Source organism: Rickettsiella endosymbiont of Aleochara curtula (assembly GCF_964030935.1).
Taxonomy (GTDB): domain Bacteria; phylum Pseudomonadota; class Gammaproteobacteria; order Diplorickettsiales; family Diplorickettsiaceae; genus Aquirickettsiella.
On the sequence record NZ_OZ034990.1, the window covers coordinates 830,938 to 849,884 of the forward strand.

Annotated in this window: 10 protein-coding genes and 1 tRNA gene; 5 read left to right on the plus strand and 6 right to left on the minus strand. The window is 35.7% G+C overall.

Translation table 11 applies throughout. The features are described 5' to 3' along the window. Window positions 1-325 precede the first annotated feature (325 nt). From AAHF87_RS03635 to AAHF87_RS03645, 3 genes are all read right to left on the minus strand, one after another. Entirely contained in the window at window positions 326-1,585 is a 1,260-nt protein-coding gene (locus AAHF87_RS03635) for an ATP-grasp domain-containing protein (RefSeq protein ID WP_342147094.1), read from the minus strand. A 127-nt stretch (window positions 1,586-1,712) separates the two neighbouring features. Beyond that, window positions 1,713-2,978 carry a Y-family DNA polymerase gene (locus AAHF87_RS03640; protein ID WP_342147095.1) on the minus strand — a complete coding sequence of 422 codons (1,266 nt, stop codon included), beginning with the start codon at window positions 2,976-2,978 and terminating at the stop codon, window positions 1,713-1,715. Window positions 2,979-2,980: 2 nt separating this feature from the next. Beyond that, complete coding sequence (locus AAHF87_RS03645) at window positions 2,981-3,403, minus strand: translesion error-prone DNA polymerase V autoproteolytic subunit (RefSeq protein WP_342147096.1); 423 nt, start codon at window positions 3,401-3,403, stop codon at window positions 2,981-2,983. A 301-nt stretch (window positions 3,404-3,704) separates the two neighbouring features. Here AAHF87_RS03645 and gstA point away from each other — a divergent pair, with 301 nt between their 5' ends. The 3 genes from gstA (at window position 3,705) to AAHF87_RS03660 (ending at window position 11,916) form a co-directional block, all read left to right on the plus strand. Beyond that, the gene (gene gstA, locus AAHF87_RS03650) at window positions 3,705-4,313 is read left to right on the plus strand and encodes a glutathione transferase GstA (RefSeq protein WP_342147098.1); all 609 of its coding nucleotides are present in this window, start codon (window positions 3,705-3,707) and stop codon (window positions 4,311-4,313) included. Between the two features lie 447 nt (window positions 4,314-4,760). Further along, window positions 4,761-5,000, plus strand: coding sequence for a hypothetical protein (locus AAHF87_RS03655; RefSeq protein WP_342147099.1), 240 nt, complete (start codon window positions 4,761-4,763; stop codon window positions 4,998-5,000). Then, complete coding sequence (locus AAHF87_RS03660; RefSeq protein WP_342147100.1) at window positions 4,990-11,916, plus strand: NB-ARC domain-containing protein; 6,927 nt, start codon at window positions 4,990-4,992, stop codon at window positions 11,914-11,916. The genes AAHF87_RS03655 and AAHF87_RS03660 overlap by 11 nt, the downstream gene beginning before the upstream one ends. A gap of 174 nt (window positions 11,917-12,090) precedes the next feature. Here AAHF87_RS03660 and AAHF87_RS03665 read toward each other — a convergent pair. Together AAHF87_RS03665 and AAHF87_RS03670 are read right to left on the minus strand one after the other, a co-directional pair. Next, window positions 12,091-12,167 (minus strand) — tRNA-Ile (locus AAHF87_RS03665). Between the two features lie 191 nt (window positions 12,168-12,358). Continuing rightward, a complete protein-coding gene (locus AAHF87_RS03670) occupies window positions 12,359-14,803 on the minus strand; it encodes an SET domain-containing protein-lysine N-methyltransferase (protein WP_342147101.1) in 2,445 nt (814 codons plus the stop codon). Window positions 14,804-15,371: 568 nt separating this feature from the next. On the opposite strand from AAHF87_RS03670, the gene AAHF87_RS03675 reads away from it, so the two are divergent. After that, a complete protein-coding gene (locus AAHF87_RS03675) occupies window positions 15,372-17,267 on the plus strand; it encodes a hypothetical protein (protein WP_342147102.1) in 1,896 nt (631 codons plus the stop codon). A 365-nt stretch (window positions 17,268-17,632) separates the two neighbouring features. Further along, window positions 17,633-18,265: a M15 family metallopeptidase gene (locus AAHF87_RS03680; protein ID WP_342147103.1), complete on the plus strand. Its 633-nt coding sequence runs from the start codon at window positions 17,633-17,635 to the stop codon at window positions 18,263-18,265. Window positions 18,266-18,283: 18 nt separating this feature from the next. Here the strand turns inward: AAHF87_RS03680 and AAHF87_RS03685 are convergent, their stop codons facing one another. After that, window positions 18,284-18,940 carry a histidine phosphatase family protein gene (locus tag AAHF87_RS03685; RefSeq protein WP_342147104.1) on the minus strand — a complete coding sequence of 219 codons (657 nt, stop codon included), beginning with the start codon at window positions 18,938-18,940 and terminating at the stop codon, window positions 18,284-18,286. Window positions 18,941-18,947 lie beyond the last annotated feature (7 nt).

The following is an 18,947-nucleotide window of genomic DNA, read 5'->3' on the forward strand; positions in this document are numbered from 1 at the left end:
TTCCTTAGATGCAATGTGAAAACTATAGGAGTTTCGCGAATAAAACCCAAAAACTCGACCTTTTCAGATAATGACTCACTCGTCATTGCGAGCGCGTAAACTATTAATCGTCATTGCGAGCACCGTAGGTGCGCGGCAATCCATGGATGGCCACGCTCATTACATTCGCTCGCCATGACAGTGATCTTTTTACATTATTCGCCTGTAATTTAATTTGCGAAACTTCTACATTTCCATGTTTTTTAAATATTTTCCATTAGAAAAATTTGGCTTAGGAGTATAATTGATAATATTAAGCTTGACTAGAAGAAACTAAATCCATGTTTTAAGGGCTAGCCACATTAACATGATAATTTTTAGCAATCTTTGCGCAATCCTTTTTTACTTGTGCGGAAGTTTCGGCTTTAACAAAAAATCGCCCTGCATAGAGAAACGCACCCGCTGCTTGATTTAAATCTTGCCCTGGTCGCACCGTGTCCGCCTTAACAATACTATTAGGCAATTGATCTAAACCTGTCACCTCTGTAACTCTACAAGGTCCTGCTTGAGGGACAGGAACGTACATCCAAGCCGAAGAAAAATTGTAATCTGACACATTAATCGGCTTCTCTATCTCTGAAGGTTCCAACATATCGGCTAATATGCATTCCTTAATCAGATCCACGCCATACATTTGCTTCATCAATGGCGCCACGCCAGCACCACCAAAACGATTGGCTATTTCTAGAAATACCCATTCATTATTCGGTAACAGAAAAGCTTCACAATTAAATGTGCCATTTTCCAAACCGACCTTTTCTAAGATAGCGCTAGTAAATTGACTCGCTTTACGGCTTAATTGCACATCATCGGTGGTAATTGTGGCGATGGGTGTACGTTGATGGATGTATTCAAAACAAGTGGTCGTATATTTTGACACACTAAAAAACATCAATTTTTTATCGCGCACAATACCATCAAAAAGACATAATTGACCTTCAATAAATTCTTCGAGCTGATACCGATCCTGCAATCCATGTTCAGAAATATGTTGGAATAAGTCAGATGCATCTTCAAAAATAAATATTCCTTCGCTAGCGGCCTGTGCTCTTGGCTTCAATACTATTTTTCCTGATATATGTTGCGTAAACTGCTTGATTTCTGCCAAGCTTGTTTGACTGTTAACCGGCCTAAATAGCGGATAACGAATGCCGGAACCCATTAAGCTTTGTTTCATTTTCACTTTATCGCGACATAATGTCGCCGTAGCTACCGACGTGCCAGGCACAGAAAATTTTTCTCGACATAACGCCGCTGGCAACGTGGAGTGCTCATATAAAGCGATAAACCCCTTCGCCGGGCCATGTTGCGCAATTAATTCTTCCGCGAGCTTTTCAATTTGCGGCATAGCATCGGTATAGGCTTCTTCCAAATTATTTGAATGAGAAACCTTGAGTACACCGATACCGGCTAATTTAGAACGCACAGACTCATCTAATTGATCGACAATGAACTCATGCGTAATAATACTAACTTTATTTTTTTCCCAATCAACCAAGTCAATAATATCAGGTCGAAATCCAACAAAGATAATATGTGGTTTCATATTTTTATTCCTTTAAAAAATAAACTTCAGCATCAGCTGACGAAGATTAAAAAGTATAATTTATATTTTAAGTATTGACTAGATCTCTATAAAAATAAAAAAATAAATCAGGCACTGAATCACAGCGTTATGCGATTACGTTAACAATTTCTTGCCAATTTGTTGTGTAGCGTGGTGAACGATGTCCAGAACGCATCGCCCAAGAGGTTTGTGCACCACCTTCCGCAGCAAAAAAAAGCGTGTGTGCACCGAAAATCTGATTTGTCTCATCCAATACTCTCATTAATGCGACTGAACGTTGTGAAGTAGGTTGGATAAATAGATCGTTGGATTGTTGGTGACTCGGTATAATGTCCATTAACAAAATTCCAGCTTTTTTATAATTAAATCCGCTTTTATATAATTGCTTCAAGATCTGCTGCGCTGCGGTTATTAGTACGCGAGTATCATTCGTCGCTGTCACTAAAGAGCATGTTAAACCCTTCATATATTGTCGATCGCTAGTTTTATGCTTGTTGGTGGTAATAAACACATAAATGGCTTGCGTTTTGCAATCTTGCTCTCTTAATTTATACGCGGCACGCGCGGTATAGCGACTCAACGCACTGCTTAAATCGTGCAGGTCGGTCACGGGTCTACCAAAAGAACGCGAGCACATAATTTGTTTTTTAGCCGCTACACTTTCTAAACTCAGACAAGAGATACCATTTAATTCGAGAATAATACGTTCAACTACCACACTAAAACGTCGACGCATGATTTTCGGATTGGCTTGTTGTAGATCTAAAGCGGTTTTAATCGAATAGTGCCGGAGTTTTTCAGTCAGTTTGCGTCCAATTCCCCAAATTTCTTCTATAGGCAGCGTCTGTAATAACGAATCACGTAATGGCGCGCTACGTAAATCGCAAACCCCCGCTTTAATAACCCGCTTAGCATAAAAATTCGCTACTTTAGCTAAAGTTTTGCTAGGCGCTAAACCGATAGAAATAGGAATACCGGTCCACTGTTTTACTTTTTGGCGAATATCTATTAAGTAAGCCGTTAAATCATAGTATGAAAAATGATCGAGCTTTAAAAACGCTTCATCAATGGAATACACTTCCATATCCGAACACAAGCGTCGCAATGAATTCATCACACGTTGCGACATATCTCCATAAAGCGCGTAATTTGAAGAAAAACATTTAATTTGCCCGCGTCGTATCAGATCGCGATACTTAAAAACCGGCGCGCCCATGGGAATGCCCAATGCTTTAGCTTCATTAGAACGAGAAATAATACAACCATCATTATTCGATAAAATAATAATAGCTTGTTTTTCTAAAGCCGGATTAAAAACACGCTCACAGGAAACATAAAAATTATTACAATCAGCCAAGGCAAAGTAAGCCATACTTACACCGCGTGAATAACATTAGTCACAATTCCCCAGATACTGACATTATTCTCTTCATTCACTGCAATTGCCGGAAAATCTGGATTTTCCGCCAGCAAGACAAACTGTTGATTCTTTAACTTTTTAAGTCGCTTCACGGTTAATTGGCCGTCAACGACCGCAATCACCACTTTATTATCCCGTGGCTCCAAGCTGCGATCGACAATTAATAGATCACCATCATGAATACCCGCATTAATCATTGATTCACCTTTAACGCGCACGTAGTAAGTGGCCGCAGGATGGTGAATCAGATACTCGTTGAGATCGAGATGCCCCTCTAAAAAATCATCTGCCGGCGAAGGAAATCCCGCATGCACCGCCGACGATAGATAAGGAATAAGATAAGTATGTGAAATAATACATCGATAAGCACTGGACATAATTTTTTTAAAGTGAAAGAAAATAGCTGCGATGGATAGCTAAGCCCATCCAGCGCTAAGAAACGCATCCATCGCCATTCGATGATTCTCTCACAGAAAATCTCTCTATATCAAATTTATATATATAAATTGTTATATGTTATTTATTATATTGTAGAAAGCAGATTAAACTATCTAATATAAATAAAATTATCTCTAATAAAAAATTGAGCGTAATCACTTCTATAGCTAGATAATTTTCGGAATTAGACAGGTATAATGTAGATTATTTCTGATAATTCATTATTTAAAGGAGTTAAAAATGAAACTATTCTATAGTCCCGGCGCTTGTTCGCTGTCCCCTCATATCGTGTTGCGTGAAACAGGAAAAGATTTTACGTTAGAAAAAGTCGATTTAGCGAAAAAAACGACCGGGTCCGGAGCAGACTATCTGACCATCAATCCCAAAGGACAAGTGCCTGCACTTTTATTAGACGATGGCAACTTATTGACCGAAGGTATAGCTATCGTGTTATATCTAGCAGACAAAGCGCCGAACTCCAATCTGATTGCACCTGTCGGTAACTTGTCACGCTATCAAACCATTACATGGCTAGCCTATATCACTTCCGAACTGCATAAAAGCTTTAGTCCGCTATTCCACCCGAACACGCCAGAAGAATATAAAACAATTCTACGAGCAAAACTGGAAGCACAATTCAAATATTTAGATGAAGCTCTAAAACAAGATGAATACCTACAAGGAGACCATTTCACGGTCGCTGATGCTTATCTGTTTACTATTTTACGTTGGGGATTTGTTATGAAGTTCGATATGAATGAGTACAAACACTTGATGGCTTATTTCGAGCGCATTGCAAAACGCCCGGCTGTACAAGCGGCGTTAGTTGCAGAAGGTCTAAAAAAATAAAAATCATGCGCGGTTAACTTTGCTGAAAATGAAAGAACATGAAATTTGAACTCATGCAATAATATTTCAAATTTGGGCGCTATACCTTCTATTACGCAAAGCTCTATGCAAGGATAAAGGCTTAAGTATTGTATTATATTTTTAACAGACATAATGACATCCATAATTTAATTATTATAAATTAGCGGTTTTCTTTATCATGGTATATTAAGGTAAATTTATAACTTGGAAAATCCTTACAACTCCTTTACGCTGATTTAAATTGTACTAAATCACTACGCAATGCTAATCCATGCCGGAAAATCAATAAAATTTTATTCCAAAAACTGCCATGATATTCTTTTGATATAATTTTTTATATAATAACAATTATAACTAAATACGATCTAAATCTTCCTAGAAATGAAACTAAAAAGTTAATATTTGATATTAAAGGAAACAACAAACATGGATATTAAATATGATCAAACTGTATTGCACTTATCAGACCTTAGCAAAAAAAATAATTTTAATAATATTTCAATACACACTCTTTTAAGATCACGCATTAAGCGAGCCGGTGATGATGAAACGCTGGTGGAAGCAACAGCAAAAAACCAGTATACCTATTGGTTAAGTCAAGAAGATATCGCTGAGATCGCTCGCTTAAAATATAACAATTATCACGGAGAGAGCCATGCTGAATGAAGTATTAGGTTCTACATCACAATTACAAATTACTTTAGAGTCATTTCAATTAAAAGTTAAAGCTAATCAATTAACTGAATCTCGTCTTAGTTTAATTATTAATTTAGAGAATTTACATTGGGTAACATTGGTTATTTCTTATAAAAATGATCAGTATGTGGGCTATTATACGGATTCAAAAAACAATCCCATTCCATCAAGATATTTTCAACTTCTATTTAATCAATTTCTAATACAACCATTAATAAACTTAAGCCCTGGTTTTATTCAACAAAAAGATGACTGTAATTGCGGCTTATGGGCACTCGAAAATGCAGCTGATTTGAATCAGATGCTTGAGTCTGATCAATCAATACAATGGATAATTAAAAAATTAAAACGGCCCCGCAGTAAAGAATATTTTGATCTAAGAAGAGAATATTTTGCCGAAAAACTCCGTGCTGATCCCCTTTGGAGTGAACGACATCCACTGTTTTCGCAAGAGCTTACCATCCAAGAAGCGTTACAAACTAACATTGAACCAGATCCTAAACGATTTAAAGCTATGCTTAAAGATGAAAAGGAAAAGGTAACAATTTTATTAGAAACTTTTGTCGAAACATTTATGAGTGCTTTTGTAAAAAAGCTTGGCGCCTATCATTTGCTAGCCAAAGGAGAAAACCTAACAGAAGAAAATTTGAAACTTGAATTAAAAACAGGGTTAACCGGTGCGTTACTAGGAGTAGGTATTTCTCAAAGCCTTGTTGGTTCAATTCCATCATTGGTGGCTTCGCTGAGAATGATTAGTGGTAAATTTTACCCAACCAAAGATAAAGCCCAAAAAATTACCAAAATTTTTTCTGAAATTCAGTCAGATCATTTAAACTCCATTTTATCTGAAGCAGCAGTAAATATTTTTCACAGCTTCGAAAGTCAATTTATGCAGGTAACGGATAAAGCTGGCGACAAAGTGGCGATAGAAAAATTAGCAGAAGATGCGGTAGGTCGGTTACTCAACGGTATAGAGAAATATTCCAACCTAGATAATATTATTTCCAGAGAACTGATAGAAAAAAGTGTGCTGCAAGGGCCATCAGAAAAATTCTTCGACCCTAATGTTAAACAGGCCAAACTGAGAATTTCAGGTTATAGCATACAAAACAAAGAGGGAGATAAAATTAATACCGCCAGTTTATATGAAAAAACAAGCTTAGTTGAACTTAGTATAAAGGACCAACCTCATAAATTTTATGTCCTTAAAGAATATCCATATAGCAAATATGGTTATCGCCGTCTTTTTGCATGGGAAAAAAAGGACAACGGAGAATTGAAAGAAAGCTTGAAACGCTTGCATATAGAGAAGCAATTTCTTCAAGAAAAAGACATTTTTCAATTTCTTTCAAGACGGTATTATTATCGTCTACATACCGAGACGAATCAAGCGGAAGCACAGCGTATCCTAGATAAAATTAAGTACCGTTATCCTTCTCAATTGGTTACTAGACAATACGATAGTAAAAAACCTATTTATTTCGATTTAAGAAAGCCAGTTAAAAACTTCAGTGGAAGAATTCAAGTACTTGAGCGATTGCATCGTACCTTAATCTCAGAAAGAACAACCGCAATTGTACCTTCTTGGTCTAAGTTATCTATTTCTCCAATTACGGGGGTGTTAAGTCCTCCGGATAGCGAGTCATCACAAGCTTCCGGTTCCCAGTTATCAATTAATGGTTTAGGAGGAATCGGTAAAACTCAATTAGCATTACGCTATGCTGAGCTTTATGCGCAAAATTATGATCATAATGTTTTATGGATTAATGCAGAAACCAAGGAAAATATAGCTTATTCTTTCAACAGACTAACTGCAAAATTACAAATTACAACTAAAGACACTTATAACCAAGAAAAAGTGTTGGAAAAGATTGTAGAAGAGGTTTATGAATATTTTTCGGATAGAAAAAGTCTATTTATTTTTGATAATGTTGAGAATTACCGTGCCATAGAAGCTTATTTACCTAAATCTCAGCCTGGCAATAAACCGACTTTATTAATCACTTCACGCTATAGTAATTGGAGTAATATTGCCACTATTATGACACTGAATGTTTTCTCGGAACAAGAAACCAGAGAACTCATTAAGAAATCATTGGATTTAGAAGGTGATATTCCGTATGAAAGAATAAAAGAATTACATAAATTGCTTCAAGGATTACCTTTGGCATTACAGCAAGCACTCGCTTATATTAAACTGAGAAGAAACATCGACACTAGTTTTTCTCTTTATCACTACATCGAACTCTATAAAGAAAAAAATCAAGAATTATTAAACTTTGATTTCTCACATTATTCCAATGACCCCTATTTAGAGACAGTTTTTACAACCTGGCGCATTACGCTAGATAAAATTAAAGCGGATCCACTCGGCAACCATGCAATAGAAATTTTAAATATTATGGGCTACTTATATCCAGATATTATTACCAGTAAAAAATTTTATTATTTTAATCACATCAATCGAGAGTTAAAAATTGATGACTTAGATGCCATTATGCATTTACTGAGCAGTTATTCCATGATTACTTTTGAACATGAGGGTAAATATACGATTCATCGATTAGTTCAACAAATCATACGGATTGATCTCGAAAAAGATCAACCTAAATTTAAAAAGATAGTCGAAAAAACTCAACACTTACTTTGGCTTTGGCATTTTACTTTTAAAAAAGATGAAGAAAGTGTTTTCCACTATCTGCATTTTCTTCTCTATATGTCTGAACACAAAGAGTTAATATCTAAAGTAATGTATTCCCATCCAGAGAAAACATTTTTTGATAATCTACTTTTACAAAATGTAAAATATTGCCATTATTTTATTGATTTGGCCTATCTCAAATACCCCAAAGAAAAATTCCTTAGGTTTTTAGGCGATGCAGTAGCTTACTATATCAAATTAGGCTCATTCTTTAATTTGTCTGAAATATTTAACTATATTGAAAAAAAATGGCGGATAGAAGTCCTGTCTAAGGAAAATATTAAGTACATTTTGGATCATTTTTATAATATGAAAAACCCTCTTTTAAAGATGAAGCGCTATTCAACTATTCCTTCAAAAAAAGCAAATCAAAAACAAGCAATAAAACTTCTTTTTGAACTAAAGATGAAAATATTTGGGAATCAACTTTCCAATTACGATAGCTGCCCATCCCATAATCTAAAAAGGAGTATTTGTTCGTTATCTGAATCGGATCAAGATAGAATCACAGAAATCAATAATTCACGTATTAGAGCTCATTTTAAAAAAATAGAACAGGTATCCCGTTATATAAGTTCAGCGCTTATGACTAAAGATACGTTATCGGCTTTACTTCAAGGTCATTTTGATGAGGTGGCCATTAATTTCGGATTAATGACTAGCAGTCTGTTTTTTGGAAAAATATCAAATAGCTTGCTCACTCAAGGAAAAAACTTAGCCTCCGATGCCAGTTTACTTGAAAAGAATTTAGGCTTGGAAAACAAAAAAGTGCTCACTATTCTCTTTAATGAAGACGTATTATCCATGGGTAAAAGAAAATTGTTAGGAAAAGCAATGCAAGTTGCTTCACCTTTTCTTGGCAAAGCCACCTCAATTTTTTTTGCTTACAATCTTAAGAATGAAATACAAGCCTATAGAATGGGAGATAAAACCGTTCTTCCGAATATCATTTCGAATAGTCTTATTTTAGGTATTGATGGCATCGAAGCCGGTATCGAGGGCGCTGAATTTCTTGGATTTATTACCGGGATATCGGCATTCACAGGTCCTCTCGGAGAAGGCATTGCATTACATGTTTGGCTAGGGGCTGAAGGATACGCTGCCAAACAACAAGTGGAAGCGATTGAAAAATATGTTCATCTTTCTAGGGGTGAAAAATTTTTTGAGTTCTTACTTGCCACGCTTCATCAAGCACCTTTAGAGTACATACAACTTAAAGCAAATAATGGGCAATTGATAGAACGTGCTATAGATTTTTTAAAAAGTAATACCGCTATTCAGTGGTCTATTTTTCCTGCTTTTACCTTTGTGGAAGACGTATGCAAAATTCGTAAAGTTTTTTTAAATGAAAAAATAAATTTTACACCTGACGATAATAATCCTGACAAACCCACTGAGGGCGATTTAGTTTGTTTATCCGCCTCTCCACCTCCTTATGAGCCACCTAATATAAAAATGAAGTATTATTTATGCCATAAAACCTTAGGCGTAAGCTACACGTTAAACAGAACTGGGAATGGAACCTTAGTCGATTTAGGAGAAGGAGAGGACGAAGTCATTGCTTTTTCTCATTCTCCCACGTTATTTATCGTGCAAAACGGTAAAAAATGGTACGTAGGAGGTGATAATGGCAATGTATTTAATTTACAAGGCAATGCTACGACAGGCCGACTACAAGGCGGCAAGGGATCCGATATACTGGATCTACATAATTTTTATCCTGAAAACAGTGATTATGTATTGCTTGATGCAGAGGGATTTTTATGTGGAAAAAACAAAGACTCCATGCAATCGATTCCACCTTTTTGCTCTTCTGATGAGATTAGAGTCCAAATCGATGGGATCGATCACATTTACGGACGAAAAAATGAATCTGATATTTTATATCTCGATCAGGATGTTTGTTTTATCGATGGTTATGGTGGAAAAAATCAAACCCATCCCGATAATTTTTTTATCACTAATCACTCTTATAAAAATCTGAAGTTTGTATTAAGAAACAATACACTCATCACATTTTTATCAAACCCAACAATCGATTCTATCGAATATAGAATTCCTTCTGGCGAGATAGGTCAATCGTGGATTCACTATTACTTTAAAGAAACTCTTCAGCATCAATTCTTTTTTGAATATCCTTTAAAGCATCTAGAGACAATAACGGTAAAAAATAATACGCTACATATTTCTGTGCTCACTTCTGAAAGTATAGATAGAAAACTATTTGCTATTACTATTTCAAACCGGATTACCTCAAACAGTAATCAAACAAAGAATGCAACGAGTCTTTCAAACAATATAGCTTATTTTTTTCAAGATATTGAAATAAAATTAATCAATAATGAACATTTATATGGACAAGAAATAATCTCTAACAATAAAACAGTGGATGAAAAAATAAGTTTATTTAGAGCAATAGCGAATCGTTTAGAAAAAACTTTCTCTATTCAATTAGTAAACAACCTCACCCTCTCCATAGGGCGAGAAAAAAAACATGAAATTTTTTATATCAACGGCTTACATGAAAGTCATTTAGTAGGTAATGGCGGTGAAAATGTTTATATTATTTTACCGGGGAAGAATGCTAAGTTTCCATTCCCTAAAATCATCTTATACGATACTTCAGAAAGAGAGTCAAATGACTTAATCGAGCGGATAGATACGTTAGATTTACGGGAAATGATAAAGGAATATAAACAAGTCTATCCGAAGGCTGTTATCTCTTCACATGTAGTTCCCTCTGCGAATGACTTAATCTTAACACTAAGTGATTCAGTGTATTCTCCGGTTTATCCTAATTTTTATGACTCCACTTGCTTCCGGCCTTGGATGACTGTCCAATTAAAAAATGCACTGCTTGATAATAGTAATTGGTATCAAAAACTTGATATTGTTTTGGATTCAGTCTCTAGAAATATAGTACCCCTTGAGGATGACGTTTGGACTTTGACTGCAGCACCTTTAATGTTTACGGATGATAAGAAGATTATCCTTCTTACTCATCAAGATCTAGAAGAGGAGACTGAAGTTCTCATATTGAAAAACATAGGAAATTTTGCATTTTTTCGTGATGAAGCAGATCTTATTTTGACTAATGCCTTTCCACCCTCTATGGATTACTCCACGATTATCTGTTGCCAATTTTATCAAATGCCCGAAATGAAAAAAAAGATATTATCCGGGACATTTAAATTTTTTGACTACGAAATTCATCTTCAGGATTATCAAAAGGAAATTAAGCATGCGACTCATTTTCAGCATTTATCTCAAGTATTTTCTTCCAATAATGTGAGTAACATAATAACCCATACTTTTTTAAATACGGTAGAAATGCAGAACCAGAAGAAATTACGCCGTAAGCGCCAAGCTCATCGAGAAGAAAAAAGAGCCGTCAATACTCTTCAAAAATCGACTCTTTCTAAGGAAGTATCTCAGCACACCGATCAAACCTTTTTTCCTCAAATGACTCACTACCTTCAATCTAGGACTGTTGATGAGAAAAAACGTATCTTAGCGATGGCCGATGATTATCTAAAAAAATACGACGATTCGGAAATTAAAGCTTATCGTGGCAGGAAAAACAGCAATCAAACAAAAGATAAAAAGAAAAAAACAAATTCGCTTCTATCAGTCCAGAAGGAAGCTAAGCCCCTTATTGAAAAAAATCACCCTTTTCAAAACAAAAAGGGTGGCAATTCGTACAAACACGCTATGCCGAACTTTTCTTCTCAAAATAATCTGAGAGTGTTAGCAAAATCACAAACCGATAAGCGGTTCCAAGCATTTTCTCTTTCTAAACCAGAAGCCGCTAGACTAAAAAAAACGTTTTTTAACGTTTCAAATTTTGATAAAAAAGGAGATTTTTTAGCAAAGCCAAAATTTTTACCTCATCAAGACAGTTTTAAATCGACTACAAAATCCCTATCGATAGCTCCTAAATTAGGTTACCAACAAAATGAATCTAGATCGAAAAAAACGAATCAGCACGCTGTTTATCCGCATATAGAGCCACAACTACCGAATCTTCATAGCACACTCATGCTTTTTGATCTTATTTCTCGAAAATCTTTAAAAAATCCCATTTTACCTATTTCTTTCGACAATAAATTAAATAAAACTATTATAAAAGTTGAAAAGCAAAAAGATAGAATTAAATCTAAGATTTTTGGGATACACAGATTATAATCACCTCAAAAATTGTATCGTAAACCGCAGCATGCACTAAAAAGCGAATTGAATCCAAATCGATGAAGATCCGATCCGCCTAAAAAATTAACTGCTAGCGAAGAACCGCTTTTTGGCGATATCCCTAAAGTAGCAAAAACCCAACATTTGAGTAGTGTAAGTGTTTGATTATACTGGTGGGCCCACTAGGACTTGAACCTAGGACCAACGGATTATGAGTCCGCTGCTCTAACCAACTGAGCTATGGGCCCTTCACACGAGAGGAGCCGAATTGTAGCTAATTTAAGCGGGATTAGCAATTTCGTTTTGAGTCCGTTATGGCGCATGTACCAGTTTTGTACCAGCTACACGTTCTGCTGCATTCTGAAGATAAGCAATACTTAGAAGAGCATGGCGCCACTGGAGCGATGCAAAGGCACACATTTATCAGGTCTACATAGTATTAGGGTCTGATAATAATCGTATTCGCATTTATATTAAACTGATCAAACTGATTGCCTATAATGCAAAGCAAATTCTTATAAACAACCAGAAATGTAGCGCATGGGATTTTATATTTATTTTTAATAGCTATCAAACCCAAACCTAGTGTTTCTATAAGCGTTTCTTTACTAGTGGATACCGTTGGTTTAAAAAAAATCGTTCCTGGAATATTGTTCACTGTTGAAAAGGATTCTGTTAATTCCTTTAAAAGAGTAGCATATGAAAGTTGTATAGTTTGCCCAATAGATATATGCCCTTCTTTTCCTTCACTTTTTGCACTATTTTGTGTCGTAGAAAAATCGGACAATGTATTTAGAAAGCGCTGAAAGTTATCGCACGAGGTGAGAGATAACTTGTTTAAATAGTCAGTAAAATGATTTACAGTATGTGTTTCCACGGATTTTTCAATATATTTTTCTACAGTACCATAAATCTCCTTAAATTTTTCTATAATATTATGAACCTCATTACACAAGCTCTCTGAGGACTCATAATCAGTTGATGATTTTATTTCTAAACTTGTTTCGATCGATTGTAATATTTCTTTCGCCAGTTTCAAATATTTGTCTTCCATGCCGAGATCTAGCTTGCTTTTTTTGCTGGTATTATCTCTAGAGTTTTCTGCTGTAAAAGAAGGGAGGGCACTGTATCTACGTTTAGTAGGCGTATTAACTACTGCTACGCGTTGAGGATCCGGCGAGATATCGGATGAGTCGTCGTGGGTAATTGCGTTTAAGCTTAGTGATATTTCTGGCGAGGAGATTATTGTGCTGTTGCGGTTTATTTCGTTTTCTTCTTGTATTACTGAGCAATTAGATTGATCCACTGAATGTATATTTTTTACAGGAACATCCAATTTGCTAGTTTCTAAGCGACTAGTATCTTGCGTCGTCTGCTCCTGCATTGGATCGTAGACAGGACCATAACTCACTAAGAGCTCCGTATCTTTACTGATGTTTTCTAACGCCACATAAAAGGTTAAGTTCTTGCCTACTTGGATTGCGGCTACATTGTTGTGTTTACCACAGACTTCCAAGCTCTCATTAGCATGCTCCGATGATAGCCGTAGTGGGTCAGCCGTATTGATTAAACTAAGTATATTGCCGGAGCCAAAAGCACTGACAGCTCGATTTTTTGAACGAGTACCAAAAAGATATGTAACGACATTATGCTTACCCGCCCTATTATACTCACGATTCAGCACTTCAGAATCTCGGAGAAATTTTCCACTATAAGGACCAACTACTTTGAAGCTCGGGATATCTCGCTTAGCAAAAACACTCATTCCACGATAGGGGCCGTCATCTATTGGAATTGCTGGCTGGCCTAAGAATTCATTAAATTTTTCCTCATGTTGCCCTTCACTTCGCAACCACTCACGGATTTCTTTGTAAATATTCTCTTGTATTTTTTTGACTTCTTTTATCTTTAGTATTTTGAACCGTTCATTCAGGACTCCCCAATGGGAGACTTTGAGCTCGTCAATCGGTACCTCGGCCTCCGACAACAAGCTGTGTGACGGATTTTCCGGGTCTTGTAAGATCGGTAAGTTATTGTCAATCTTATGTCGGGGAAGAGATTCATCTAACTTCTCGGTCCTTTCTATTTTGACAATCGCTGGTTCTGGCTTAGGGTTTTCTGTCTCTTGTGTACTACTAGTAATTAACCCTGATAGCTTGGCTTTCTGTGCTTTTTCTTCTCGCTTCAAACTTACTGTCCAGTCTGATAAGTTTAGCAACTGCTCTAAGGGTTTTTTTACTTCGGTTATTCTGCTTTCCGTCTGTTTTTCGGATACCGACATACCATTTTGCCGGTAAAGACTAGCGGCTTTTTCCAGATACTTAATCGCCTTTTCTGTTTTTTTACTTAATGTGGATAATTTATGCGATTTTTTTATTCCATCTACGATAAAATTGGCGAAATAATCGCCGAAATTATAGTAATAAGCCGCTTGTAATTTTTGTGTATTTTTACTCCAATTTTTTCTAGTAAGCTTTAAATTTGATCTAAATGTACCAAAAGTTTTTGGAAAAGATTTTTTTGAAAGGCCTGCAACTTCTTTGGCTGTAGATTCAATTTTAGCAAGTTCCTGCGCTAATGAGAAAAGTGTAGCGTCATTTTGCTGAATGACTGTTTCATCGACAGGAGATACCTCCAAGGAATTCATTCGACATTGTAGACTCCCTAAACGGGCTTTGAGCTCAAAGCATTTTCTTTGCGAAGATTCTAGGTCAACGTTAAGCTGGTTAACGTCACTTATTAATGTCAATAGCTCATCATATTTACTAGCAATGCTTCCATACTCAGCAGACACTTTATTATTTTTTTTAATTTGATTATTGAATTCTGTATCAACAAGTTTGAATCGTTCGCGAAGTTGACTAGCTGTAATGAGTGCAGGCATTATATACCTCAGTTTTGAGAGTTTTTATACATATGCAGAGGGATAGATTATTTTTCCTTAAAAATATCTATTAATAATTAATGTATAAAATTATTATTAAACAATCCTTAAATAAAAATATTTTTATTTACCAATTTGATAATAAGTCTTGATACATGACACTAAGCTCTCATTGATTTTTCGATTGGCAATTTACTTATAGTATTTGGATAATAACCCTATAAATACTAGAGATTTTTACTGAAACTCTGTATGAGGGGCTTACAGAAACTATCCGGAGTAAATAGTCAGGACTTAGACGATAGTTAAGACCTAAGCGTGACGCGGAATGTCGAAGAAAGTGAAGAATGTGTGAAAATGTAACGATAGAAAATCCATCCAATGCTGACGCAATCATTGGTACTGCGTCTGCAGTACCTATCCCATAAATACTTAAATAATCATGGTGATTGTATGATAAATTATCGTATTAATTTACATAAAGCAGCTTGACTTTGTAAGTACAAACCAAACAAAAATTATATTGTTAGTAATTAAATTCACATTGCCACTTTTTGGGAAGAAAAAAATGCTTAAGAAAAAAAATAAAAATGCAAAGACGTCTAAAACGCATAGTTCTGTTAATCAACGACAGCCACCCTCAATAAAACAGCTGGTTGAACTACAAACCTACATAAATACTGTCAAGGTGTTAGCTGCCAAGGTTAATAGGCCTGCTGCAATTTTCTTCTCGCTTGCGCTTTTTCCCTCTGATAGTTTTTTCTGTAGTTGGGAGCGACGACTTAACGCCTGGTCAACTTCGTTAATTCCCACTTTACCTTCATTTTCGGAAGATAAAAATTATCCAGACGCAATTGCTGACCCGAATAATCGTAACTTTAATGATCAGCTTATCTACGCAAGGGAAGATTTGATAAAATTTAGCCTATTAGTCTTAATGAATAGGTATGTTATGACGCCTTTACTTTTTAAAGTCTTTCCTCAGGGAGTATATGGGACAGCGCCACATCCTCTTTTGTTGCGAGAACATCAAATACCGCTGACGCATAATGAAGTGGCTAAAGCTATTAGTGAATTGAAAATCGTTAAGCAACGTTTAGTGTCTTTAAGCGAAGAAACATATTCTATATTGCTCATATTTGCGCTAGCAAGCCTAATGATAAACCTTTACTTCGGCGATGTTATCAATCATATGAATCTCTGGCTCCCATCTGTAATATTTTCAAATTTTTGGGATAACATGGACAATCGTCGGTGCCAACGTAAGCTTAAACATAAGCAAGTAAATATCATGGAGATGGGTGAACAATCACTCAATAACTTATCTACTTCGATAAATCTACCTAAATGGAATAGGGTAGACAGTGATGATATGGAAGTTTGTTATTTTCAGTTAAGTATATTTAGACAGGATATCAAGAAAGGGCGAGAGCTCTTCCAAGATATGTCGATTTCCCGGTTAGTAAAAGAATTAGTTTGTGTACTTTATAGTTATGAATGTATACGTATTATAGCCTATAGTAAACACGAACTTGCTTTAGCTTTGTTCGCCGAGCAACCATTGTCAGATATTAAGATTGAAAAAATTAAAGCTTCTTTTGAAAATCGTTTGAGAAGCATAAAAAATAAACGTACGCTCAAGTTACAACTTGATAAGTTATTTACTTCTATCGAAGTAGCGCCTGAATATGAGATCCAAGAAACTAATAACGATGATTTCGTAACGAATTACGATTTTATTATTCAGCTAGCTAAAATTCCTGATTTTTTAAAGGCGGAGTTATATACACAATTAAATGATTGTTTCGGCGACAACTGCTCTATTCCAGCCAATGAAAAGGTTGCGATCATTACGCTAGCCACGCTCATTGAACAATCAAGATACGAAAGCGCATTAAAACTTTTAAAAGAGCGATTCAGTACCTACAAACAACACCTAATTCAGGCTAAAAACCCAACTATTACAGCAGAGATTGCGAAACCGGAGAATCTTTCCAATACGATCTTTTTTCCTAGAACTGATAGAGAAAATAAAAAAGAGATGTTAACCAGTAGCGCTGTGCAAGCTACTTCTGAAAGATTGAGCGTATCTGAAAATTACAAATGGCCTTCAGGCACTTACTCTAATACTAAAGATTCGGAGGTAGTTAAAATCCGAGGAGCTCATAATTTATTTTCACTATTTAAACTCGAACGCGAGGATTTTCCCCGCTGCCAAGAAGACGCTTATGATCGCTTCAAAGATATTATTACCAACGCGCATATCGTATCTAAAAAAAATAGTCAAGGAATTGTCCGCACTCATACGCCCGTTAAGGATCGACAGGGGGCGTGGTTTACTGCAAAATTCAAAGCCAAGCCTCTAGGCGCATGTGGAAATATCCGTGTTTATGCTAGAGAAGAAAGTGATAATCAAGGACACAGACTGTTGATATTTGAAGCAATTAAATTACGTAGTCACTAGCAAAGCGATATTTAAACTAAACAGAACAAACTCTGACCAGAAATTCTCCTCAAATTTCTTCTATTGGATCGATTTAACCACACTACTTTTTGGATGCCTTATGCTTATTATATCGAAGATACTCCAAAAATTAGTGACTTATATTTAAATGACCAAATTCCGGATTCCTTAAAAAACATTGCCAATACTAAGTCTATTCAAAATAAATAACACATACTTGCTAAGAAAATTAAATGCTTTTCTTCATCCTAGCCTAAGCAAATTTTCTGTTATAAAATAAATACTGATTTTTCTTATTATTCATTATTATTATGTGTAAAATAATCTTTACAAAATATTTTATATTTCTTTACTTGATGGTTTTTATGGTTATGGATGTTTTTGCAGAAGAAAAACCGGATAATTTTGTTTATGTCACTGAGATTATTCCTAACATTCAGCAAGATATGCGTTATTTTGGCAGTAATAATTTTGTTGGCCGTCCTATTGTTGGCTATAAAAAACCAGCCTGTATTTTAAGCAGTGTCGCTGCTCATGCCTTATTGAACATACAAACAGAACTGAATAAACAAAATTTGGGTCTATTGGTATACGATTGTTATCGACCGCAAATGGCAGTTGATGATTTTATCCTATGGAGTCAAAATAGTGATGAGAAAACCAAAAGCTTGTTTTATCCACATCTTGATAAAAAAGAACTCTTTAAACGCGGTTATATCGCTCGTCGTTCGGGACATACGCGCGGCAGCACAGTTGATCTAACCATCGTTGACCTTGCAAGCAATCAAGTACTCGATATGGGCACGCCTTTCGATTATCTTGATCCGCTGTCCCATCCGGATAATCAGGATGTGACTCCAGAACAATTTAAAAATCGGATGTTACTACAGTCGTTAATGATCAAATCTGGTTTTATGCCCATTAGAACTGAATGGTGGCACTTTACTTTAAAAAATGAGCCTTATAAAAATACTTATTTTAATTTTTTGGTCGAGTAATTAATAAGACTGATTGTTTTAACGCTCATTTTTATATTGCAAAAGATATTCGGGTTTTTTATTCCAGAATTTTATTTGCCATTTTCTATTTTCGTGAGTTAATAAACAAATATTACCCGTTGCTACTTTAAATTCTTTATTCTGCACATATTGCTCAAATAGACCGGGAATTAATTTCAGAAAATAACGTAACCTACCATTACTAGAAATCACTAAGATGGTGTCGGTGGAATCATACTGAGTCACTAACACTTTGCTAAACGCTTTAACTTCCTTGGCTATATGTGTTGGAGAGCCAGACCAGCCAGCAATTTTTGGCCAAATACTTAAGTTTTCCCAAGCAGATAATTCCTCACCTTCGCCTATTTCTTGAATTTGCGTATTACTTAGACCAGACCAATTTCCATAATCGATCTCGTTTAAACGGGAATCCACAATGGGTTTTACAGAGGAATGTAATTGTTCTAATACAATGGTGGCATAATCACGCGTTCGTTTTAAAGGACCACAATACACGGCGTTAGGATGGCTATCGGTTTTTTGCAAAGCTTGTGCCAGACATTTAGCTTGTACAATACCTGAATCAACTAAAGGTAAATCTTCTGTCGCACCTACCCAAACCACCGGATCGCCTTCAGAAAAAGTATTACCATGTCGAGATAAAATAATTCTCATATCATTT